The 20,728-nt window shown below is 72.5% G+C and carries 23 protein-coding genes; 14 read left to right on the plus strand and 9 right to left on the minus strand.

The features are described 5' to 3' along the window. Nucleotides 1-2: 2 nt before the first annotated feature. The 4 genes from AB0H83_RS12325 (at nucleotide 3) to AB0H83_RS12340 (ending at nucleotide 4,160) form a co-directional block, all read left to right on the plus strand. On the plus strand, nucleotides 3-431 hold the full coding sequence (locus tag AB0H83_RS12325; RefSeq protein ID WP_360091212.1) for a hypothetical protein: 429 nt from the start codon (nucleotides 3-5) through the stop codon (nucleotides 429-431). 274 nt (nucleotides 432-705) lie between these two features. Beyond that, the gene (tnpB, locus tag AB0H83_RS12330) at nucleotides 706-2,070 is read left to right on the plus strand and encodes an IS607 family element RNA-guided endonuclease TnpB (RefSeq protein WP_360091215.1); all 1,365 of its coding nucleotides are present in this window, start codon (nucleotides 706-708) and stop codon (nucleotides 2,068-2,070) included. Continuing rightward, nucleotides 2,067-3,476 (plus strand): MFS transporter, encoded by a 1,410-nt coding sequence (locus tag AB0H83_RS12335; protein ID WP_360091218.1) that lies wholly within the window; start codon nucleotides 2,067-2,069, stop codon nucleotides 3,474-3,476. The genes tnpB and AB0H83_RS12335 overlap by 4 nt, the downstream gene beginning before the upstream one ends. A gap of 96 nt (nucleotides 3,477-3,572) precedes the next feature. Further along, complete coding sequence (locus AB0H83_RS12340) at nucleotides 3,573-4,160, plus strand: DUF4328 domain-containing protein (RefSeq protein ID WP_360091221.1); 588 nt, start codon at nucleotides 3,573-3,575, stop codon at nucleotides 4,158-4,160. Nucleotides 4,161-4,212: 52 nt separating this feature from the next. On the opposite strand, the gene AB0H83_RS12345 is transcribed toward AB0H83_RS12340, so the two are convergent. Genes AB0H83_RS12345 through AB0H83_RS12355 form a run of 3 tightly spaced genes read right to left on the minus strand, consistent with a single transcriptional unit; the run spans nucleotide 4,213 to nucleotide 7,303 of the window. After that, nucleotides 4,213-5,805 (minus strand): CotH kinase family protein, encoded by a 1,593-nt coding sequence (locus AB0H83_RS12345; protein WP_360091224.1) that lies wholly within the window; start codon nucleotides 5,803-5,805, stop codon nucleotides 4,213-4,215. After that, nucleotides 5,805-6,482, minus strand: a complete 678-nt coding sequence (locus AB0H83_RS12350; RefSeq protein WP_360091227.1) for a DUF4956 domain-containing protein — start codon at nucleotides 6,480-6,482, stop codon at nucleotides 5,805-5,807. Before AB0H83_RS12350 ends, AB0H83_RS12345 begins: the two co-directional genes overlap by 1 nt. Before the next feature lie 5 nt (nucleotides 6,483-6,487). After that, the gene (locus AB0H83_RS12355; RefSeq protein WP_360091230.1) at nucleotides 6,488-7,303 is read right to left on the minus strand and encodes a polyphosphate polymerase domain-containing protein; all 816 of its coding nucleotides are present in this window, start codon (nucleotides 7,301-7,303) and stop codon (nucleotides 6,488-6,490) included. Between the two features lie 221 nt (nucleotides 7,304-7,524). On the opposite strand from AB0H83_RS12355, the gene AB0H83_RS12360 reads away from it, so the two are divergent. Beyond that, entirely contained in the window at nucleotides 7,525-8,232 is a 708-nt protein-coding gene (locus AB0H83_RS12360; protein WP_360091233.1) for an ElyC/SanA/YdcF family protein, read from the plus strand. Between the two features lie 15 nt (nucleotides 8,233-8,247). Here AB0H83_RS12360 and AB0H83_RS12365 read toward each other — a convergent pair whose 3' ends face one another. Next, the gene (locus AB0H83_RS12365; RefSeq protein WP_360091236.1) at nucleotides 8,248-8,592 is read right to left on the minus strand and encodes a hypothetical protein; all 345 of its coding nucleotides are present in this window, start codon (nucleotides 8,590-8,592) and stop codon (nucleotides 8,248-8,250) included. Nucleotides 8,593-8,711: 119 nt separating this feature from the next. Between AB0H83_RS12365 and AB0H83_RS12370 the strand changes: the two genes are divergently transcribed. The 3 genes from AB0H83_RS12370 to AB0H83_RS12380 all read left to right on the plus strand — a co-directional run bounded on the left by AB0H83_RS12370 (nucleotide 8,712) and on the right by AB0H83_RS12380 (nucleotide 9,997). Then, on the plus strand, nucleotides 8,712-8,984 hold the full coding sequence (locus AB0H83_RS12370; protein ID WP_360091239.1) for a PH domain-containing protein: 273 nt from the start codon (nucleotides 8,712-8,714) through the stop codon (nucleotides 8,982-8,984). 32 nt (nucleotides 8,985-9,016) lie between these two features. Continuing rightward, nucleotides 9,017-9,676, plus strand: coding sequence for a glycerophosphodiester phosphodiesterase (locus AB0H83_RS12375; protein ID WP_360091242.1), 660 nt, complete (start codon nucleotides 9,017-9,019; stop codon nucleotides 9,674-9,676). An 87-nt stretch (nucleotides 9,677-9,763) separates the two neighbouring features. Next, nucleotides 9,764-9,997 carry a hypothetical protein gene (locus AB0H83_RS12380; protein ID WP_360091245.1) on the plus strand — a complete coding sequence of 78 codons (234 nt, stop codon included), beginning with the start codon at nucleotides 9,764-9,766 and terminating at the stop codon, nucleotides 9,995-9,997. 1 nt (nucleotide 9,998) lies between these two features. Here AB0H83_RS12380 and AB0H83_RS12385 read toward each other — a convergent pair whose 3' ends face one another. The 4 genes from AB0H83_RS12385 to AB0H83_RS12400 form a co-directional block, all read right to left on the minus strand. Beyond that, nucleotides 9,999-10,502, minus strand: coding sequence for a hypothetical protein (locus tag AB0H83_RS12385; protein ID WP_360091248.1), 504 nt, complete (start codon nucleotides 10,500-10,502; stop codon nucleotides 9,999-10,001). A 142-nt stretch (nucleotides 10,503-10,644) separates the two neighbouring features. Next, complete coding sequence (locus tag AB0H83_RS12390) at nucleotides 10,645-11,184, minus strand: AAA family ATPase (RefSeq protein WP_360091251.1); 540 nt, start codon at nucleotides 11,182-11,184, stop codon at nucleotides 10,645-10,647. Between the two features lie 138 nt (nucleotides 11,185-11,322). Next, entirely contained in the window at nucleotides 11,323-12,552 is a 1,230-nt protein-coding gene (locus AB0H83_RS12395) for a sigma-70 family RNA polymerase sigma factor (protein ID WP_360091254.1), read from the minus strand. Between the two features lie 7 nt (nucleotides 12,553-12,559). Further along, nucleotides 12,560-12,907 (minus strand): YciI family protein, encoded by a 348-nt coding sequence (locus AB0H83_RS12400; RefSeq protein WP_360091257.1) that lies wholly within the window; start codon nucleotides 12,905-12,907, stop codon nucleotides 12,560-12,562. A gap of 132 nt (nucleotides 12,908-13,039) precedes the next feature. Between AB0H83_RS12400 and AB0H83_RS12405 the strand changes: the two genes are divergently transcribed. From AB0H83_RS12405 to AB0H83_RS12425, 5 genes are all read left to right on the plus strand, one after another. Next, nucleotides 13,040-13,936: a trypsin-like peptidase domain-containing protein gene (locus tag AB0H83_RS12405; RefSeq protein WP_360091260.1), complete on the plus strand. Its 897-nt coding sequence runs from the start codon at nucleotides 13,040-13,042 to the stop codon at nucleotides 13,934-13,936. A 29-nt stretch (nucleotides 13,937-13,965) separates the two neighbouring features. After that, nucleotides 13,966-14,958 (plus strand): MoxR family ATPase, encoded by a 993-nt coding sequence (locus AB0H83_RS12410; protein WP_360091263.1) that lies wholly within the window; start codon nucleotides 13,966-13,968, stop codon nucleotides 14,956-14,958. Nucleotides 14,959-14,960: 2 nt separating this feature from the next. Beyond that, nucleotides 14,961-15,878: a DUF58 domain-containing protein gene (locus AB0H83_RS12415; RefSeq protein ID WP_360091266.1), complete on the plus strand. Its 918-nt coding sequence runs from the start codon at nucleotides 14,961-14,963 to the stop codon at nucleotides 15,876-15,878. A gap of 174 nt (nucleotides 15,879-16,052) precedes the next feature. Beyond that, the gene (locus AB0H83_RS12420) at nucleotides 16,053-17,015 is read left to right on the plus strand and encodes a VWA domain-containing protein (protein WP_360091269.1); all 963 of its coding nucleotides are present in this window, start codon (nucleotides 16,053-16,055) and stop codon (nucleotides 17,013-17,015) included. Beyond that, complete coding sequence (locus tag AB0H83_RS12425; RefSeq protein ID WP_360091272.1) at nucleotides 17,015-18,127, plus strand: VWA domain-containing protein; 1,113 nt, start codon at nucleotides 17,015-17,017, stop codon at nucleotides 18,125-18,127. Before AB0H83_RS12420 ends, AB0H83_RS12425 begins: the two co-directional genes overlap by 1 nt. A gap of 27 nt (nucleotides 18,128-18,154) precedes the next feature. Here the strand turns inward: AB0H83_RS12425 and uxaC are convergent, their stop codons facing one another. Further along, complete coding sequence (gene uxaC, locus AB0H83_RS12430) at nucleotides 18,155-19,561, minus strand: glucuronate isomerase (RefSeq protein WP_360091275.1); 1,407 nt, start codon at nucleotides 19,559-19,561, stop codon at nucleotides 18,155-18,157. Nucleotides 19,562-19,719: 158 nt separating this feature from the next. Here uxaC and AB0H83_RS12435 point away from each other — a divergent pair, with 158 nt between their 5' ends. Continuing rightward, entirely contained in the window at nucleotides 19,720-20,709 is a 990-nt protein-coding gene (locus AB0H83_RS12435) for a LacI family DNA-binding transcriptional regulator (protein WP_360091278.1), read from the plus strand. Nucleotides 20,710-20,728: the final 19 nt, after the last annotated feature.

Genomic DNA, 20,728 nt, shown 5'->3' on the forward strand with positions numbered 1-20,728 from the left:
ACGTGCCGCTCGACGACCTGCTGCGCGCCCACCTGCGCCGCGACCCGTACGACGCCAACCTCTGGTTCAGCCTCGTCGACGGCACCGCCGACGTCGACGGCATGCTCGCCTTCGCGGCCGAGATCCTGCCGCTGGCCGACCTTGCCACCGGGCCCGCGCTCGACCTCGGGCTCGGCAGCGGCCGGCCCGAGCACGTCCTGGACATCGTCGTCAGCCGCCTCGACCGGTACCCCGGCAAGGGCTGGCCGCTGATCGAGGCGGCGCTGGCGAACGCGACGATCCGCAACCGCAACATGGCCGTGCAGGCCCTGGACGCCTGGCCCGCACCGACCGCCGAGGCCGTGGCGGCGCTCGACGCGGCGGCACGGGTCGAGCCGGACCGCCGCATCCGCGGCCGGATGCGCGCGCTGCTGCGCAGGTGGCGGACCTGACCGGCGGCATCGTCCAGGGACCCGGGCGGGGCCGACCCGGCAACGACTGGGTGGTGATCCGGCGGCAGGGCCGTGAACTCGACCTCGAGCGTGGTTGAGGTCGTACGATCACCTGCATGGCCGTCATGCGGCGGGGCGTCAACTGCTGGCGTTTGCGTGTTCTATGGTGCTTCGGACGCGCTTTGGTGAAGGCTGCTGGTTTCGGGTGTCCGGATGTGTCGTACCCGTCGCTCATACTGGTCGTCGGGGTTGGGCGTGCAGGGGTGGTGGGGGTGTGAAGTCGGTGCAGGCGTACCGTTTCGCCCTCGACCTCAATCCTGGGCAGGAGCGGGTGTTGCTCGCGCATGCGGGTGCGGCGCGGATGGCGTACAACTGGTCGTTGGTGCGGGTGAAGGCGGTGCTGGACCAGCGCACGGCGGAGCGTTCGTACGGTGTGCCCGAGGGACTGCTCACACCGTCGTCGGGTTGGTCGTTGCCGGCGTTGCGCCGGGAGTGGAACGCGGCCAAGCGCGCGGTGGCGCCGTGGTGGCCGGAGGTGTCGAAGGAAGCGTTCAACACCGGCCTGGATGCCCTCGCCCGCGCGTTGAGGAACTGGTCCGCGTCTGGCAAGGGTGAGCGGGCTGGGCGGCGGATGGGGTTCCCGCGGTTCAAGTCGAAGCACCGCACCACCCCGTCGGTGCGGTTCACCACGGGCGCGATCCGGGTCGAGCCGGACCGCATGCATGTGGTGCTGCCGAGGTTGGGCCGGTTGAAGCTGCACGAGTCGGCGCGCAAGCTTGCCCGGCGTCTCGATAATGGCACGGCCCGGATCATGTCCGCGACCGTGCGCCGCGACGGCGGGCGCTGGTTCGTGGCGTTCACCGTCGAAGTCGAACGAACCGTCCATGCTCCTGCCCGGCCGGCGTCGGTGGTCGGTGTGGATGTCGGCATCGCCCATCTTGCTGTGTTGTCCACCGGCGAACTCGTGCCGAACCCGCGGCATCTGGACGTGGCGCGGGTCCGGCTGCGGGCGTTGGGCAGGGCGTTGTCCCGCAAGCAGGGCCCGGACCGGCGCACGGGGCAGCCGCCGTCGGAGCGGTGGCGGCGTGCCGCTGCCCGGCTCGGCGGTGCGCACGCCCGGGTGGCGAACCAGCGCCGGGACGGGTTGCACAAACTCACCACCCGCCTCGCCGCCACGCACGGCACGATCGTGGTCGAGGATCTGCACGTGGCTGGGATGCTGACCAACCGGCGGCTCGCGCGGCACGTCGCCGATGCGGGGTTCGGCGAGATCCGCCGCCAACTGGCGTACAAGACGACGTGGAACGGCGGGCGGCTGGTCGTGGCCGGCCGGTGGTATCCATCGAGCAAGACGTGCTCCGGGTGTGGGGCTGTGAAAGCCAAGCTTCCCCTTCGCGAACGTGTCTACTGTTGCACCATCTGCGGCCTTGTCCTGGATCGGGACGTGAACGCCGCACGCAACCTCGCCGCCGTCGCGGTCGAGGCGATCACCGCCGGGAGTGGACCGGTGGCAGGACGTGGAGCCAGCCAGAAGCCCCACCCCGGTGGGCAGGAGGCGAAGAAGCGTCAACCCGGCACCATGGCAACCGCCGCGGGCAAGACCGGGACCGCCGCCCCGCAAGGAGCGGCAGCCGCATGAGCGCCGACAAGCACTCAACGGCAACGGATCGTAGGACCTTCTACCAGCTGCTGATCAACACGTTGCTGGTGTCGGTCGTCAACTACACGGTCTGGTTCGCGATCACGTTCTACGTGTATCTGGAGACCAGGTCGGTGTTCGCGACCGGGGTCGTGTCCGGGATCTTCCTGGTGCTGACCGCCGTCACCGGCATCTGGTTCGGCAGCCTCGTGGACCACCATGCCAAGACCACGATGATGCAGGTGTCGGCGGTCGCGTCGCTGCTGTTGTACGCCGCCGCGTTCGGGGTCTACCAGACGGCGCCGCGGGAGGAGTTCAAGGACCCGGCGAGCGTGCCGCTGTGGGCGCTGATCGTGCTGCTCATGTTCGGCGTCATCGTCGGCAACATCCGCACGATCGCCCTGCCGACCCTGGTGACCGCCCTCATCGAGGAGGACAGCAGGGACAGGGCCAACGGCCTGGTCGGCACCACCTCCGGGGTGTCGTTCCTGGTCACGTCGGTGATCAGCGGCATCCTCGTGGCGCTCGGCGGCATGTTCTGGGTCCTCGTCATGGCGCTTGCGGTGCTGGCGGCCGCCGTGGTGCACCTGTCCTCCGTCCGCGTGGTCCCGGCCGCTACTGCGGTCTCCGCGGCGGAAGGTGTACCGCAGCGCCGCACCGTCGACCTGCGCGGCACGATCCGGGTCGTGGGCGAGGTGCCGGGGCTGACCGCGCTGATCCTGTTCTCCACGTTCAACAACTTCCTCGGCGGCGTCTACATGGCGCTCATGGACGCCTACGGGCTGTCGCTGGTCGACGTGCGGACGTGGGGGCTGCTGTGGGGCGTGCTGAGCGCCGGGCTCATCGTCGGCGGGCTGTGCGTCGCGCGCACCGGCCTGGGCAGCAACCCGGTGCGGCTGCTGCTGCTCGTCAACGTCGTGCTGTGGACCGTCACCGTGCTGTTCCCGGTCCGCTCCTCGATCGTGTTGCTCGGCGCCGGCATGCTCGTCTACATGCTGCTGGTGCCGTACGCCGAGGCCGCCGAGCAGACCATCCTGCAGAAGGTGGTGCCGTACGAGCGGCAGGGCCGCGTGTTCGGCTTCGCGCAGAGCGTCGAGCAGGCCGCCTCGCCGCTGACCGCGTTCCTGATCGCGCCGGTCGCCCAGTTCGTCTGCATCCCGCTGATGACCGACGGCCTCGGCGCCCGCACGATCGGCGGCTGGTTCGGCACCGGCGCCGACCGCGGGCTCGCGCTCGTGTTCGTCGTCACCGGCCTCGTCGGCCTGGCCGCCAGCCTGATCGCGCTGCGCAGCGGGCCGTACCGCCGGCTGAGCCACCACTTCATGACCGTCCCGGCGCCGGTGGTGACGGCCGGCGAGGAGTCGGTGCCGGTGGCGGTACATGATCCGTCGCAGTCCGAAAGTTGACCATGACGTGGAGCGACTGCGGAGTGAACCTAAGCTTCCCGAGGCATGAGCGTTACTCGCGTAGCCACCCCCCATAGGCTGCAGACGACCGGTTGGGTGGCCGTCGCCGCCCTCGCGGTCGCCGGGCTGGCCCATGTGTTCTTCATCGTCCGCAACCTGCAGGGCCCCGGTGACGTCGCCGGTGACGTGGTCGCGCAACGGGCCAAGTTCAGCTTCGGCTGGTCCGTCGAGGGCGAGCTCGGCCTGCAGGTCGTCACCGCCGGCCGGGTCCTTGCCCTGATCGCGTTCGTCGTCTGGCTCTACCTGGCCCACGACAACTTCCGCCGCCGCAACAACCCACTGGAGTGGCGCAAGATCTGGGTGATCCTCGGGTGGTTCATCCCCGTGGCGAACCTGTTCATCCCCAGCCAGGTGGTCAAGGAGGTCTACACGCGCAGCTTCCCCGAGAAGGCGTGGTCCTCCGTCCAGCTCGTCAGCCTGTGGTGGGTCGCGCTGCTGGTGACCTTCGTCAGCTACACCGAGACCACCGAGTACGCGACCGGCGCCGGCGCGACCGAGACCACCGTGTACACCCCGGCGTTCCTCGCGGTGGTCACCGGCGTGGCCGGCATCGTCGCCGCGGTCCTCGGCATCATCATCGTGCGGCGCGTCTCGGCCTGGCAGGACGGCCAGGCCGACGCCTGATCCCTCGCCGACGGCAGGACCGCCCCCGTGGTCCTGCCGTCGTTCCCGCCGGTCACCCGCCGGTGATGACGCTGTCGGTGGCGAGGTGCTCGGTGCGCTGGACGATGAGGTTGCGCAGCTGTTCGGCGTCGGAGGCGGTCCTGCCGGCGTTGCTGCCCTCGACGGTGGCGAGCACCTTGGTGATGCCGTCGAGGATGTTCAGAGCGCCCGCGCCGGCGTAGATCTTGCGGTACAGCTCCCGGTAGGCATCGTGGTACACCGTCGTGAAGGCGGCGCTGGCCAGGAAGCGTTCCTTGAGCTTGTGGCCGCCGAAGCCGCCCCGGCCACCGGCCCCGCCGGGCTGCATCCCGCCCGGTGGCTGCATCCCGCCGGGCGGTTGCACGCCGGCCGGCGCCTGGAGGTCCTGCGGCATCGCCCCGCCGTTGCCACCGCCGAAGCGGCCGCCGCCCATGGACGTGCTGTCGTGCGGGCCGGTGGTGGCGACGCCGGAGAAGGCCAGGTTGTAGTCCCAGCCGACGACGCTGAACCGTTTGGTCCTCAGGTCGTACCAGAGGTAGTAGTTGCGCCCGGGGCCGGCCATGTCGTCGAAGTTGAGCAGCAGGTTCTGGGCCGCGACGTAGCGGGCGAACGCCTGGACGTCGACGTGGTCGGCGAGGTGCCTGTCGAAGTCGGCGTCGCCGGCGCTGTTGACCCACCGGATGAGGTCGATGACGGGCTGGAGGTCCTGGCTGCCCTTCTTGGTGATCTGCTTGAAGTCGTCGGCGTAGTCGGTCGGGTCGTCGCCCTGGTCGGTGAACTGGCTGCCGGCCAGGCTCTTGTACAGCACGCCGGAGCCGCCGAGGGTGCCGGCGAAGTCCTCGTCGGGGTGCTCGACGAGGAGCCTCGCGGTGGTCGGGCGGTCGTTGACGGTGAAGCTGGTGTACGCGTACCGCTGGGCGTTCTGCCCGGCGGCGGCGAGGACGTCGAGCGAGACGGCCTCGTTGAGCACCGTGGAGCCGCCGCCCATGCCGGCCACGCGCACGGCGATCTCGCGGTGGCCCTGGTACCGGCGGCCGTCGACGAACTCGTCGAAGCGGATCAGCCACGGCAGGGTCTCCGGCTCCTCCGCCTTGAGCGAGGCCCGGCCGAACCCACCGCCCGGGAACCCACCGCCCGGGAACCCACCGCCCGGGAAACCACCACCCTGGAAACCGCCGCCGTCGCGTGGCGGCTGCTGCCCGCGCTGGCCGCCGCCGGCGAACCCGCCCGGCCGGGACTGGCCGTTGCGGGTCAGCCCGGCGAGGGTGGAGTTGCCCTTGAGCCGGATGCCGACGCTGTCGACGCGGGTGCCGTCGACGGTGAGGTCGGCCTCGAGGAACTCCTTCTCGCCCTCCTGCCAGAACTCGTCGAGCAGCCGCTGGTAGTCGGCGTCGCGGAAGGTCAGCGTGATCTGGTGCGCCCTGGTCGCGTCGAACAGGTCGGTGGTGCCGGCGATGTCCTGGGTGACCTGGTCGCCGCCGGCGTCGCTGGCGCTGGTGACCAGCGGCGCGACCCGCACCGTGCTGAACACCACCGCGCACGCCACCAGGAACGCGGCGCACAGCACGAGCAGCTTCCAGTAGTGCCGTATCCGTACCGGGATCCGGTGCAGCAACCGGCGGCGCATCACAGGTCCGTCTGGTCGTAGCCGGTCAGGACCGTGACACGCTGCCCGCTGGTGCGCTCGCTCAGCGCGCTGATGAGCCGGCCCGGCTCGTGGCCCTTCTTGAGCCGGACGGTGTACATCAGCTCGGTCAGCGCGCCACCGCGGATCGACTCCATGCTGACCAGCTCGAACTCGCTGGTGTGGGCGATCAGGACGTCCTGGATGGACTCGGTGTACGCGCCGTCCGGCGGGACCTGGACCTTGACGACCTGCCGCTGGACGCTGGCGGCGAACCAGTTGAAGCGGTACATGACGACGATGATGAGGCTGATCGCGACGGCGGCGACGACGGCCAGGGTGTAGAACCGGGTGCCGGCGGCCATGCCGACGCCCATCACCAGGAAGATGAACCCGACGTCGCGGGTCTCCTTGATCGCGTTGCGGAACCGGACCACCGACAGGGCGCCGACGAGCGCGAACGCCCGGGCGATGTTGGACCCGACGACGAGCATGATGAGCGCGATCAGCATGCCGAGGATGACGAGGGTCTGCACGTAGGACTGGCTGTAGGACACGTTGCGGTGGGTGAACCGGTACACCCAGCCGATCATCGCGCTGAGCACGAACGACAGCGACAGCGCGATGGCGATGTCACCGACACTGAACGTGCCGGACAGGTCCTGGACGTCGAACGGCATGGGGATCAGGCCTCACTTCGGGCGGGAGCGGGGTCGGTGTCGGGGACGTGGAAGATCGAGCGCGGGGCACGGCCGTACGCCTCGACGCTCTGGCAGTACTTCGAGATCCGGGCGACCGACAGGTTGAGCTCGGCGGCGAGGTCGGTCAGCCAGTAGGGCACGCGTTCGTTGGCCTTGAACTCCACGACGGCGAGCCGGGCGGGGATGATGAGCCGGTTCTCGGCGTCGGCGCCGAGGTGGAAGTCCCGGTCCCGGCCGCGCAGCCGCTGGTCCACGGTGACCCGCAGGCCGGCCTCGGCGCCACGGCCGACGAACGCCTCCCGCTGGTAGCCGGTCATCGCCACCGGCCGCAGGTCGAGGCGGCTGACCAGGCCCAGGACCTCCTCCAGGAACGCCGCCTGGCCCGGCTCGTGCTCGACCATCTCCCGGCCGTCGCACAGCCGCAGCGCCTGCCGGTACGGCAGCGCCACCCGCCGCTTCTGCGTGACCCGGTTGACCCGCTGCTTGATCTCGACGAACACCGTCGTGTCGTCGCCGACGGCGAACCGGTCGCCGTAGTGCCGGATGCGCAGCTTGCGGCGGAACTTCAGCCCCTCGATCTTCTCCCAGTAGAAGCGCAGGTCCCGGGTGTCGTAGTAGGTGCTCCACACGCCGTAGCCGCCGTCGGTGCCATGGCTGTCCCGGTCCAGCCGGCGGTCCAGCTCCGCGAGCAGCGCCGGCAGGGCGGTGCCGGGCATCAGGTACTTGATCTCGTACCGGTTGAACGCGTGCAACCTGCTCGGCGCCCGCAGGGCGTGACCGGCGTGGTCGTCGTTGCCCACCTCCGCCGGCGCCCCGGAGGGGTGCTCACCGCCTGCCGAGGGCGCCGGCGGCACGGCTGGTCGTCGTCGGAACGGCCATCGCATAGTCGTCGCCAATCGTGGAGCTGCCGGGGACGAAAGGTGACACAAGCAGCTGAACCTCAAAGCAACCTGTGAACCGCATCCCAACCGCACATGAACGGGGCGTGAACGGGGTTGACGGCCCGTGCCAGGCTGGCGGCATGCCCGATGCGAAGCCCGTGGCCCGCGGGCGCCGGTGGTGGCGGCGGCGCTGGGTGCGCCGGACGGTGCTGTTCGCGGCCGCCGGCGTCCTCGGCGTGGTCCAGCTGGTGACCGGCAGCGTGCTCTGGGTCAGCTCCGGCGCCGGCGGTCACCTGTTCACCGAGCAGACGGTGCCGCAGACGCCGGTCGCGTTGGTCCTCGGCGCGCAGGTGTACGCCGACGGCACGCCCTCACCGTTCCTGGAGGCCCGGCTGGACCTGGCCCGGCGCCTCCTGGAGACGGGCAAGGTGAAGGTGCTGCTGGTCTCCGGCGACAACATGCGCTTCGAGTACGACGAGCCGACCGCGATGCGGGCCTGGCTGCTGGCCCACGGCGTGCCCGACCGGAAGATCGTGCGCGACTATGCGGGCTTCGACACCTACGACTCGTGCACCCGCGCCAAGCGCGTCTTCGGCGTCACCCGGGTGACCGTGGTGACGCAGAGCTTCCACCTGCCGCGCGCCGTCACCATCTGCCGCCGGGTGGGCCTGGACGCGGCCGGCGTCGGCGACGACAGCGTCAGCCGCTACGCGACGGTGTGGCGCAGCAACGCCCGCCGCGAGTACGGCGCCAGCGTCAAGGCCGTCTACGACGTCATGTCCCGCCGCGACCCGGTGTACCTCGGCAACCACGAGACCGGGGTCGAGGACGCGCTGCGCACGGCCTGAGCGCCGGGCCGGGCGTCAGGGGCTGCGGGTCAGGTTGCGGCCGGCCGCGTCCGTGCCGAGCAGCGCGGCGGTCGTCGGGCAGGCCGTGGACGCGCACTCGCGCGGGTGGCCGCGGAACGTCGCGTGAGCGACCGGCACGACCGTGACGGCGAGCGGGCGCAGCGGCCCACGGGACCAGTACTGCTCGGTCTTGACCGCCCGCCGCCTGGCGCGCTGCAGGCTCGGGGTGAACTGGGTGAGGTCGTGGCAGACCAGCACCGGCCCGTAACCGGGCCAGTCGAGCCGCACGGCGAAGCCGTCCCCGCGGGCGGGGCGTCGCAGCAGCGTGCGGACCAGGTCGCGGAGAGCTTCGCGAGGCATCGGCACCACCCTTCCCCGGCTTCAACGATCTACACCCGCCGAAGGTGTTCGTACATATGTTCGAACGCCGGTCGAGACTAGCACAGCGCCCGGCACCGTCGTGAATGTCCGGTCGCACGATGCCGGGCAGTGGCGGGCTGGAGCACCGGCCCGACTTCGTGCGGACCAGCCGGCGGCTCATCCTCATGACCGGGATCCGCGCCGCCCGCCTGTCCGCGGTGTCGCTGCGGCGCGTCCTCCAGGTGCACCACACGCAGACACCGCTGGGGCGGTCGCTGTCGTACGGGACGCTCGTGATCGCGGTGTCCGACCGGGACCTGACCTGGTCACGGATCCGGTTCGTGCCCGACCCGGCGCGGACCGCGCAACGGATCAGCGCCGCGGTGCGGTGAGCGCACCGGCCGCGGCACGCTAGTCTGGCCGGGTGATCTCTCGGCGGCTGACCCTGGTCGCGCACCGCGCCGGCAACGCACTGGCGGACCTGCGGGCCGCCCTGGACGCCGGGGTCGACCTCGTCGAGGCCGACGTCCGGCTGCACCGCGGCACCCTGGAGATGCGCCACGCCCGGGCGATCGGCCGGCGGCTGCTGTGGGAGCCGTGGCGCGACCTCAACCGGCGGCGCGACATCCCGGTGCCGCTGCTGGCCGACGTGCTCACCACCGCGGCCGGTGACTCCCGGCTCATGCTGGACCTCAAGGGACCGTTCCGGGCGGTCGCGCCCCTGACCGCGGCAGTGCTGCGGGAGACGGCGCCGGAGGCGCCGGTCACCGTGTGCACCCGCGACTGGTCGATGTTCGCCGCGTTCGACGACCTGCCGCACGTCCGGCGGGTCTACTCGGCCGGCAGCCGACGCCAGCTCGACCAGGTGCGGCAGCTGGTCCGCCGGCAGCCGGTGCACGGCCTGTCCATCCGCCTGGACCTGCTCACCCCGGACGTCGTCGCCGAGCTGCACGAGCACACCGGCCTCGTCATGGTCTGGTCCGTGGACACCGAGGACGCGCTGGCCCGGGCGCAGGCGCTCGGCGTGTCCGGCATCATCAGCAAGAACCTGCCGCTGCTGCGGGGCCTGGCCCCGGCGCAGTAGCCGCCGCCCGCCTGTCGTGGCCCGCCGGGCGTTCATGAACCAGCCGCTTTGCGGCACGGGTAAATGCGTTGTCCGCCCGGAGTGCCGGTGTTGCACTGGGTGCCGGAGGTGGGCGGCCTGCTGGCGTTCGTCGCGGCGCCGCCGGACCTGCGTGACTACGCGCCGGGCGTGTACAACCTCGGCCGGCACGCCCACCGCGGCATGGACTACGTCGAGCTGCGCTTCCACGCCACCTCCAAGCGGGCGTGGAGCTCCGACGACCTGCGGGCCCGGCTCACCGGGATCGTCCGGTTGCTCATGCGGGACGTGCCGCGCGGGTAGGTCAGCGGTCGTCCAGCGGCAGCTCGGGCAGTTCGGCGTCGCCGGCCAGGCCGCTGGCCCGCACGGCGTCGACGACGGCCGGGTCGAGCAGCAGGGCCTTGCCCTCGTTGCCACCGGTGTAGAGCGTGAAGACCCGCACCGGTGTACCCGCCGCCGCGAGCAGGTCGTTCACGACGGCGAGGGGCCGCACGGTCGCCTCGAACCACGGCGCGTTGTACCGCCAGTCGTCGGCGTCCAGCACCAGGCACCGCCGGCCGTTGATGTCGACGACGTAGCTGTCCTCGTCGGCGGACACCGTCCGCACCCGCAACGTGACACCGAGGCGCCGCAGCGCCGGAGCCATCTCGCGGAGCAGGTCCTCGACGGAGCCCTCCGCGAGTTCCTCCCCGTCGGCGTCGAACATGACGTCGTCCAGGACGGCGCAGGTGAACGGGTACCCTCCGGCCGCCACCTCCCGCTGCTGGTCCCGCGCCGCGGCCGGCGGCAGGTCGCGCCAGAATCCCACGTCGGCCAGCGTGCGCGCCAACGCGGTCCACCGGCGGTCCTGCCCCGCCCGGCGTACGGCACGGACGACTCGACCCACGACTGCCATGCTGACCGCTCAGCCGCCACCCCGCAAGATCCCGAAGTCCGCCGGCCGGATGGGCTCAGGAGCGGATGGCGGCGTCGATGAGGTCGACCCGTTCCGCGACGGTCCCGGCCGGTACGTCGAGCAGCTCGAACCCGCAATCGCGGTACGCCTGCTCGTGGAACCGTTCGAACGCGGCCGACTGCTCGAAACTGATGCGGCGCACCGCCGTCGGCGTGACGAAGCCGAGCAGCCGCACGAAGAACACCTGGCGCTGGTACGCCGTGTCCGTGGTCACCCGGTTCACCTCGCCCGCCAGCGCCGGCGTCACCGGCACGCCGAGGTAGCGGGCCAGCGCGAGCGTGCAGATCGGTGACCGGTCCAGGACCTGGACCGCGGTGCCCGGCGGCACGGGCCGCTCCTCGCGCTCGCGCTGCAGCAGCGTGATCGCGTCGATGAACCCGGGATCGCGCCACGCCTCGTCGCGGCCCAGGGCCTGCAGGCGGAGGTTGACGTCGGTCGCGGCCTCGTCGACCACGGCGTACCCGCGGTCCCGCAGCGCCGCCAGGATCGTCGTCTTGCCGGCACCCGGCGCGCCCGTGATGATGTACCGCCGCATGGCGAAGTCCCTCCCGAGGATGGTGGCGCCGTGACGAACGCCCGGGCCTCCAGGACCAGGTCGAGGCAGTCCTCCGCGGGCACCCGGACCCGTTCGCGCATCGGCCGGGTGCAGGGGCGGGCACCGTGTCGACGATTGTCACAGCAGCGCCCGCAGCTCGGCGAGCCGGGCGGCGCGGTGGCGGCGCTCGGCGTCGGTGGCCGGGCCCACCAGGGACGCGGTGAGCGCCTGGACCGCCTCGGCGTGGCGGCCCGCGCGGGCGAGCAGCTCGGCGCGGACCGCGTGCCAGCGCGGGGTCGGGGGCAGGTCGGCGAGCAGGGTCAGGCCGGCCCCGGCGCCCGCCGCCTCGGCGGCCGCGACCGCCCTGGCCAGGCCCGCGGCGGGGCTCGGCGCGACGGACATGAGCAGGTCGTACAGGCGCAGGATCTCCGGCCAGTCGGTGGTGTCGTAGGAGGCGGCGCGGGCGTGCTCGGCGGCGATGGCGGCCTGCAGCTGGTACGCGTCGGCGCGGCGGGACGAGGCGAGCAGCGACGCGTTGAGCAGGGTGATGCCGCGGGCGATGAGCGCGGCGTCCCAGCGGCCGCGGTCCTGGCGGTCGAGGGTGACCACGGCCCCGGCGGCGTCCAGGCGGGCGGGGCGGCGGGCCTCGGTGAGCAGCAGCAGCGCCAGGACGGCGGCCGGGGCCGGCTGGTCGGGCAGCAGGGTGTGCAGCAGCGTGGCGAGCCGGACCGCCTCGGTGCACGCGTCGACGTCGTAGGCGGCGGCGCCGCCGACGGGGGCATGGCCGGCGGTGTAGAGACTGTGGATGACGCCGCAGACGGCGGGCAGCCGGTCGGGCAGCTCGTGCGGCGGCGGCACGCGGTACGGGATGCGCGCCGCGGCGATCTTCCGCCGGGCCCTGGTGAGCCGCTTCTCGGTGGCGGCCTCGGTGGTGAGCAGGACGCCGGCGATCTGGGCGGGGGACAGGCCGCACAGGGTGCGCAGGGCGAGCGCGACCTGGGTCGGCGGGGACAGCGCCGGGTGGCAGCAGGTGAAGACCAGCCGCAGCAGGTCGTCGTGGACGACCTCGTCGGAGGGCAGGTCGGTGCGGGCGAGGTCGAGCATCCTGGTGCCCTCCTCCTCCTTGCCGGGGCGGACCCGCTCGCGGCGCAGGATGTCGATGGCCTTGCGGCGGGCGGTGACGGTGAGCCAGGCGCGCGGCTGCGGCGGCACCCCGCTGACCGGCCACGTGGCCAGCGCCGCGATGACCGCTTCCTGCACGGCGTCCTGCGCGGTCTGCACGTCGCCGACGGTCCGGATGAGGGTCGCGAGGATCCGCGCGCCCTCGACCCGGACCGTCTCGGCGACCGTGTCGTGTGCGGTGCGCAACGCCCGCTTACCTGGCCGCGATGACCGGGCGGACCTCGACGGCGCCGCCCCACGCCGCCGGGATCTGCGCCGCGATCGCGACCGCCTCGTCCAGGTCGGCGGCCTCGATCAGGTAGTACCCGGTGAGCGCCTCCTTGGTCTCCGCGTACGGCCCGTCGGTGGTGACCACGGTGCCGCCGCGGGCGCCCTCGACCCGGACCACGGTGGCGGTGGCGGTGGGGTGCAGCACGGCGCTGGCCCGCAGGCTGCCGGCGTGCTCCTGCCCGAACCGGCGGTACTCGGCCAGCTCGTCGGCGTGCTCGGGGGCCCACCAGTCGACGTCGGCGGTGTAGGTGAGAGCGAGGTACTGCGGCATCGGACGGCTCCTTCCGGGAACCAGGATGGTCCCTCAATCCTGGAACGAACGGCGGGCCGCCGAAAGGACATCGGCGCAGCACTGGCAGAAAGTTCGAAGGTGATTCCCAGGAATCACGGTTACGTTGAGGTCATGCGCCCGAACGGGAGGCCCCCGGAGGCACCACGCGACCTGCAGGTCGAATTCGAGCCCCAGGGCGACGTGCTCGCCCAGGGTGATCCGCAACGCCCGCCCCGGCAGTGGCCGCGGCTGCCGCAGGGCCCGTCGCAGTGGTCGCCGCCGCGGCGCAACCTGCTGCTCGGCATCGCCGTCGTGCTGGCCCTGGTGCTGACCGCGTTCGTCGCCTTCCGCGCCGGCAGCGGCTCGCGGCCGGCGACCGCGCGCCCGTCGGCGTCGCCGTCGCCGTCCGCGTCCGGTCCGCCGACGATCGCGCAGATCTACGCGGCCGTGGCGCCGTCGGTCGTCACGATCCAGGCCCTCGACGGTGACAAGGTCACCGCGACCGGCACCGGCGTCGTCGCCAACGCGCAAGGGGTGATCCTGACCGCGTTCCACGTGGTGCGCGGCGCCGCCGGCGTCCGGGTCGTGTTCGCCGACGGCACGCAGGCCGCGGCGAAGGTCGCCCAGTCCGACCCTGAGCTGGACATCGCCGCGCTCGCCCCGCAGGGCCTGCCCGACGTGCTGGTGCCCGCCGTCATCGGCAACTCCGACCGGCTCGCCGTCGGCAACACCGTGATCGCCGTCGGCAACCAGCTCGGCCTGACCAGCAGCGCGACCGCCGGGGTCGTGTCGGGGCTGGACCGCACCGCGACGAACCCCGACGGCAGCAAGCTCACCGGCCTCATCCAGTTCGACGCGGCGGTCAACCCGGGCAGCTCCGGCGGGCCGCTGCTCAACGCCAAGGGCGAGACGATCGCGATCGTCGTGGCCCTGGCCAACCCGACCTCCGCCGGCACGTTCGTCGGCGTCGGCTTCGCCGTGCCGATCGGGGCCGCCCTCGGCGGCGGCGACCAGGCACCGCAGCAGTAAGCACCCGCTCGCAGACGTAAGGACGTTACGTGGACACACCATCCGAAAGTGGCATCACCGGCGCCGTCGAGCAGGTCCTGTACGAGGTGAAGAAGACCATCGTCGGGCAGGACGCGCTGCTGGAGCGGCTCATGGTCGCGCTGCTGTCCCGCGGGCACATCCTCGTCGAGGGCGTCCCGGGCCTGGCCAAGACCCTGGCGGTGAAGGCCCTCGCCGCGGCGATCGGCGGGCAGTTCCACCGCGTGCAGTTCACGCCCGACCTGGTGCCGGCCGACATCGTCGGCACCCGCGTCTACCACCAGAGCAGCGGCGAGTTCCAGGTGTCGCTCGGCCCCGTCTTCACCAACCTGCTGCTCGCCGACGAGATCAACCGCGCCCCGGCGAAGGTGCAGAGCGCGCTGCTGGAGGTCATGCAGGAGCAGCAGGTGACGATCGGCCGGGAGACGCACCACATCCCGCGGCCGTTCCTGGTCATGGCGACCCAGAACCCGATCGAGTCCGAGGGCACCTATCCGCTGCCCGAGGCGCAGGTCGACCGGTTCATGATGAAGGTGCTCGTCGGGTACCCGAGCCCGACGGAGGAGTACGTCATCGTGGAGCGGGCGATCACCCCGTTGCCGCTGCTGCAGGCGATCGTCGACCCGGAGCGGCTCATCCAGATGCAGGGCCAGGTGGAGCAGGTCTACGTCGACCCGGCGCTCATCGAGTACTCGGTCCGGCTCGCCAACGCGACCCGCCGGCCGGAGGAGGTCGGGCAGGGCGACCTGGCCCGGTACATCAGCTTCGGCGCCAGCCCCCGCGCGTCGATCAACCTGGTGCTCGCCGCGCGGGCCCTCGCGTTCATCCGCGGCCGCGACTACGTCATCCCGCGGGACCTCACCGAACTGGCCCTCGACGTCTTCCGGCACCGCCTGGTGCTGTCCTACGAGGCGCTGTCCGACGACGTCACCGCCGACACGGTCCTCACCCGGGTCCTGGCGGCGCTGCCGGTGCCGGCGCCGGTGCGCAGCGGAAGCCTCTGACCGTGGCGAGCGCACCCGACCGCCTGCTGCGCCGCCTGGAGTGGCAGGTGCTCCGCCGCCTCGACGGGCAGCTGCAGGGCGCCTACCGCACCGTGTTCCGCGGCGCCGGCATCGACTTCGCCGACCTGCGCGAGTACACGCACGAGGACGACGTGCGGCACATCGACTGGAACGTGACGGCACGCCTGGACGAGCCGTATGTGCGGCAGTACACCGAGGACCGCGAGCTCACCGCGTGGCTGGTGCTGGACCTGTCGGCGTCGATGCGCTTCGGCGCCGGGCAGACCGGCCGGGGCAAGGACGGCCTGCTCACCGAGCTGGCCGTGTGCCTGGCCCGGCTCTTCACGCAGGGCGGCAACCGGATCGGCGCGGTGCTGTACGACAACGGCCTGCAGCGGGTCGTGCCGCCGCGCACCGGCCGCACCCATGTGCTGCGCCTCGCCCACGAGATCGGCAAGGCGACCGAGGCCGCGGCGGCGCTGCGGGGCAAGCCGGGCGGCGCCGCCACCGACGTGGACGGGATGCTGCGGCTGGCCGCCGCCCAGGCCCGCCGGCGCGGCCTGATCTTCGTGATCTCCGACTTCCTCAGCGGCGACACGGTGAACTGGGAGGACTCGCTGCTGCGGCTCACCCACCGGCACGAGGTCGTCGCGATCCGGATCGTCGACCCGATGGAGCTGGACCTGCCGGACCTGGGCCTGGTCCTCGTCGAGGACGCCGAGACCGGCGAGCAGGTGCTCGTGGACACCAGCGACCCGCTGTTCCAGCAGCGGCTGCGCGAGGAGGTCGACGGCCGCGAGGCCGCCGTCGCCGGCGCGATGCGCCGCTCCAGGGTGGCGGCGCACCGCGTCTCCACCGACGAGGACCCGCTGCTCGCCCTGGTCGAGATGGTCCGCTGGTCGAAACGGCGGCGCGCGTGAGCGGCCCGGAGCGCAGCGGAGGGCTGCGAACCATCGGCTCAGGGTGGGGCTCAGGCCGGCGCCGGAGCGCAGCGGAGGTGACGGCATGAGTAGCCCGGAGCGCAGCGGAGGGCTGCGAACCGTCGGCTCAGGGTGGGGCTCAGGCCGGCGCCGGAGCGCAGCGGAGGTGACGGCATGAGCGTTCAGCATCCGTTTTTGCTGGTTGTCGGTGGGCTGGTCGCGGTGGCGGTCGCCGTCGGGTACTGGTGGCTGCAGCGGCAACGCGCGCGGGCCCTGGCCACGGCAGGGTTGGCCACCACCAGCAAGGACCGGCTGCGCCGGCACCTGCCGCCGGTGCTGTTCCTGGCCGCGCTGACCCTGCTGCTGCTGTCCGTCGCCCGGCCGCAGGCCGACCTGCCGGTCGCCAGGGCCGCCGGCACCGTCATCCTCGCCTTCGACGTGTCCAACAGCATGGCCGCCGAGGATGTCGCGCCGTCCAGGCTCGCCGCCGCGCAGGCCGCCGCCGTCGAGTTCGCCGAGGCCCAGCCCGACAGCGTCAGCATCGGCGTGGTCGCCTTCGACGAGGGCGCGCTCACCACCCAGCAGCCGTCCGAGGACCGCGCCGCGACGGTCGCCGCGATCAAACGGCTCCAGATCAACGGCGGCACCTCCATCGGCCAGGCCATCCTCGCCTCGCTCACCGTCATCGCCGGCAAGCCGGCCGTGCTGCCGCAGGACGGCCAGCCCGCCGAGGACCTCGGGTACTGGGGCAACGCCACGATCGTGCTGCTGTCCGACGGTGAGGACACCGGCGGGCCCGACGCCGTCGCCGCCGCCCAGCTCGCCGCGACCGCCGGCGTGCACATCGAGACCGTCGGCGTCGGCACCGTCGACGGCGCCACCGTCGAGGTCGACGGCTTCCAGGTGGCGACGTCGCTGGACGAGGAGCTGCTGACCGAGGTCGCGAAGACCACCACCGGCTCCTACCACCGCGCCGAGAACGCCGAGGCGTTGCACGACGTGTACGAGTCGCTCGACCTGCGGCTCACCACCAAGGTGAAGCCGATCGAGCTGACCGGCGCCGCCGCGCTGACCGCCGTGCTGCTGCTCACCATCGGGGGAGTACTGATGACCACCTGGTTCGGACGGATCCTCTGATGTCGCTGCACTGGCCGTGGGCCCTCGTCGCGCTGCTGGCGTTCCCGTTGCTGCTCGCCGTGCGCTGGTGGACGCGCCGCCGTCGCCGCCGCGCGGCGGTCCAGCTGCCCAGCGTCGCCCTCATCCGCGCGGCGCTGCCCGGCCGTACCTCGTGGAAGCGGCGGGTCCCGCTGTGGCTCTTCGCGGCCGGCCTGCTCGTCACCGGCACCGCCGCGGCCCGGCCCGAGGCGTCGGTCGTCGTGCCCGACAGCGCCGCCACGATCATCCTGGCGATGGACGTGTCCGGCTCGATGTGCTCCACCGACGTGTCGCCGAACCGGCTCACCGCCGCGCAGAAGGCGGCCCGCGAGTTCATCGAGGACCACGACGGCAACCAGAAGATCGGCCTGGTCGCGTTCTCCGGCATCGCCGGGCTGATCGTGCCGCCGACGACCGACACCAAGCAGCTGCTGGACGCGATCGATGGCCTGCGCACGTCCCGCGGCACCGCGATCGGCCTGGCCATCCTCGCGTCCATCGACGCCATCGCGGAGATCAACCCCGACGTCCCGCCGACCGGGGTCGAGGTCCCCGACGACGGCACCGCCACCGGCGAGTACGAGCCCGACACGATCGTCGTGCTCACCGACGGGCGCAACACCGACGGCGTCGACCCGATGACGGCCGCGGCCGCCGCGGAGGCCCGGCGCCTGCGGGTGTACACGATCGGCTTCGGCACCGCCGTCCCGTCGCCGATGGTCTGCTCCAGCGACCAGATCAGCGGCGGCACCCAGTTCCGCGGCGGCCCCGGCGGCCCCAACGGTCAGTTCGGCGGCCAGTTCGGCGGCCGCGGCCGGTTCCAGGACATGGATGAGGGCACCCTGACGAAGGTCGCCGAGACCACCGGCGGCAAGTACTTCAAGGCCGAGGACGCCGAGTCCCTCGGCGACGTGCTGCGCGACCTGCCCAGCCAGGTGACCCTGCAGCGCAAGAAGACCGAGCTGACGTCGTGGTTCGCGCTGGTGGGCGCGGTGCTGGTGCTGCTGGCGGTCGGCCTGTCCCAGTGGTGGAACCGGACCCGCATCCCGGTCGCCCGGCCGCCGGCGCAACGTCCGGGCGCGCCAGGTCCGTAGCGGCAGTCCCCGGGGGTGCCCGGCGACTCAGGGGGCGGGGCGGGCGTAGACCTGCTTCGGGATCGTGTAGGCGAGGTCGACCGCGGTCTCGACCGCCTCGTCGAGGTCCAGGTGGTGGCGGGCGACGAGGTCCGCGAGGTGGCCGGCGTCGATGCGGCGGGCGAGGTCGTGGCGGGCCGGGATGGAGGCGAAGGCGCGGGTGTCGTCGACGAAGCCGGCGGTGTTGTAGAAACCGGCCGTCTCGGTGACCGCGGCCCGGAACCGGCGCAGGCCCTCGGGGCTGTCCAGGAACCACCAGGGCGCGCCGAGGCGCACGGCGGGGTAGACCCCAGCGAGGGGCGCCAGCTCGCGGCTGTAGACGGTCTCGTCGACGGTGAAGAGGATGAGCCGCAGCGCGGGGTGGCGGCCGAACGCCTGCAGCAGCGGGCGCAGCGACCGGGTGAACTCCGCGGCGACCGGGATGTCGAAGCCGCGGTCGGGGCCGTACAGCCGGTGCGCCCCGTCGTGGTGGTCGCGCAGGACGCCGGGGTGCAGCTGCATGACCAGCCCGTCCTCGCAGGACATCGCCGCCATCTGGTACAGCATGTGCCCGGCGAACGCGGCCGCCTCCGGCGGCGTGACCCGGCCGGCGAGCGCGGCGGCGTAGATGCGGCGGGCGTCGGCGTCGCCGAGCGGGGTGGTGTCGGCGGACTCGTGGCCGTGGTCGGTGGCCAGGGCGCCCGCCGCGATGAACGCCCGCCGCCTGGCCCGCAGCGCCTCGAGGTAGCCGTCGTAGTCGTCGGTGGGGACGTCGGCGCGTTTGGCGAGCGCGGCCACGTCGGCGGTCCAGGACGGCCGGGCGACGTGCACGAGCGCGTCGGGGCGGAACGTGGGGATGACCCGCTCGCCCCAGCCGTCGGCGGCGAGGCGGGCGTGCGCGCCGAGGTCGTCCAGGGGCGAGTCGGTGGTGGCGAGGACCTCGATGCCGAACCGCTCGAACAGCGCCCGCGGCCGGAACTCCGGCCGGGCGAGCCGGGCGGACAGCTCGTCGTAGAGCCGGTCGGCGGTCTGCGCGGACGGGACGGTGTCGACGCCGAAGACCTCGACGAGCTCGTGGGTCAGCCAGTACCGCGACGGGGTGCCCCGGAACAGCCGCCAGTTGGCGCAGAACGTCCGCCAGATCGCCCGGGAGGCCGCCGCGCCCGCGCCGATGCCCAGTTCCTCCAGCGGCACGCCCGCCGAGTGCACCAGCCGGGTCACGTAGTGGTCCGGGGTGATCAGCAGGGCGGCCGGGTCGCCGAACGGCGGGTCGTCGGCGAGCAGCGCGGCGTCGACGTGGCCGTGCATGCAGACCAGCGGCAGGTCCCTGGTCGCGGCGTACACGGTGCGGGCGAGCTGCCGGGTGACGGGGTCCGGCGGGAAGGTCCGGTCGGGGTCGAGGTGGAGCTGCGGCACCGTGAAGGCTCCTCTGCGGTCGATCCCACAAACGTTCTCATCACTGTGTGCCGACGATTCCCGCCCGTCAAGAGCGCGATCGAGGAATCTCTTGACATCATCGTGCAAACGATTTCAGACTGGCTCGCATCACCTCGCAGACCCAGGGAGCGTGCTCGATGCCGGTGACGATCAAGGACGTCGCCCGTGCGGCGGGCGTCTCGCCGTCGACGGTGAGCCGCGCCCTGACCACGCCCGCCCTCGTCCAGGCCGAGACCAGGCTCAGGGTCGAGCGGGCGGCCGCCGAGCTGGGCTACCAGCCCAACCGGGCGGCCCGCGGCCTGATCACGGGCCGCACCGGCAACATCGGCCTGATCGTGCCCGACCTGACCAACCCGTTCTTCCCCGGCGTCGTCAAGGGCGTGCAGAGCCGCGCCCGCGAGTCGGACTTCTCCGTCTTCCTCGCCGACACCGACGAGGACCCGACGGCGGAGGCCGGCCTCGTGCGGGCGCTGAGCAAGCAGGTCGACGGGATCGTGCTCTGCTCACCCCGCATGACCGAGGAGGACCTGCGCGCCGTCGCCGGTGAGACCCCGATCGTCATGCTCAACCGCCGGGTCGGCCAGATCCCGGCGATCACCATCGACAACGTCGACGGCATCCGGCAGGCCGTCGCGCACCTCGCCGCCCTCGGTCACCGGCGCATCGCCTACGTCGCCGGCCCCCGGCTGTCGTGGTCCAACCGCGAACGCGCCCGGGCGCTGCGGTCGGTGACCGCCGGCAGCGGGATCGACCTGGTCGAGATCGGCAACTTCGCTCCCCAGTTCGCCGGCGGGGTCGCCGCCGCCGACCAGGTGCTCGCCGCCGGCGTCACCGCGGTCGTCGCCTACAACGACCTCGTCGCGCTCGGCCTGCTCAACTGGTTCGCCACCCGCGGTGTCAAGGTGCCCGAGGCCATCAGCGTCATGGGCTTCGACGACATCGTGCTGTCCCAGATGGTCAGCCCCTCGCTGACCACCGTCGCCCAACCGCAGGAGCCGATCGGCCGGGCCGGCGTCGACATGCTGCTGCAGCTCCTCGAAGACCCCGACCGCGCGGCCGTCGCGCGGCGCGAGCTCCCCTCACAGCTCATGGTCCGCCACTCCACGGGCCACGCCCCCACCACCTGAGCGTGTTTAGAAGGGAACC

Source organism: Dactylosporangium sp. NPDC050688, from assembly GCF_040654515.1.
Taxonomy (GTDB): Bacteria; Actinomycetota; Actinomycetes; order Mycobacteriales; family Micromonosporaceae; genus Dactylosporangium.

Bases quoted from the DNA above. Each gene is read 5' to 3' on its own strand.
- AB0H83_RS12370 (WP_360091239.1), top strand. From the start codon at position 8,712: ATGCCGGGCAGTGGCGGGCTGGAGCACCGGCCCGACTTCGTGCGGACC.
- AB0H83_RS12350 (WP_360091227.1), bottom strand. From the start codon at position 6,482: ATGCCGTTCGACGTCCAGGACCTGTCCGGCACGTTCAGTGTCGGTGAC.
- AB0H83_RS12400 (WP_360091257.1), bottom strand. From the start codon at position 12,907: ATGCCGCAGTACCTCGCTCTCACCTACACCGCCGACGTCGACTGGTGG.
- AB0H83_RS12425 (WP_360091272.1), top strand. From the start codon at position 17,015: ATGTCGCTGCACTGGCCGTGGGCCCTCGTCGCGCTGCTGGCGTTCCCG.
- AB0H83_RS12420 (WP_360091269.1), top strand. From the start codon at position 16,053: ATGAGCGTTCAGCATCCGTTTTTGCTGGTTGTCGGTGGGCTGGTCGCG.
- AB0H83_RS12360 (WP_360091233.1), top strand. From the start codon at position 7,525: ATGCCCGATGCGAAGCCCGTGGCCCGCGGGCGCCGGTGGTGGCGGCGG.
- AB0H83_RS12345 (WP_360091224.1), bottom strand. From the start codon at position 5,805: ATGCGCCGCCGGTTGCTGCACCGGATCCCGGTACGGATACGGCACTAC.
- AB0H83_RS12335 (WP_360091218.1), top strand. From the start codon at position 2,067: ATGAGCGCCGACAAGCACTCAACGGCAACGGATCGTAGGACCTTCTAC.
- AB0H83_RS12390 (WP_360091251.1), bottom strand. From the start codon at position 11,184: ATGCGGCGGTACATCATCACGGGCGCGCCGGGTGCCGGCAAGACGACG.
- AB0H83_RS12435 (WP_360091278.1), top strand. From the start codon at position 19,720: ATGCCGGTGACGATCAAGGACGTCGCCCGTGCGGCGGGCGTCTCGCCG.
- AB0H83_RS12405 (WP_360091260.1), top strand. From the start codon at position 13,040: ATGCGCCCGAACGGGAGGCCCCCGGAGGCACCACGCGACCTGCAGGTC.
- AB0H83_RS12365 (WP_360091236.1), bottom strand. From the start codon at position 8,592: ATGCCTCGCGAAGCTCTCCGCGACCTGGTCCGCACGCTGCTGCGACGC.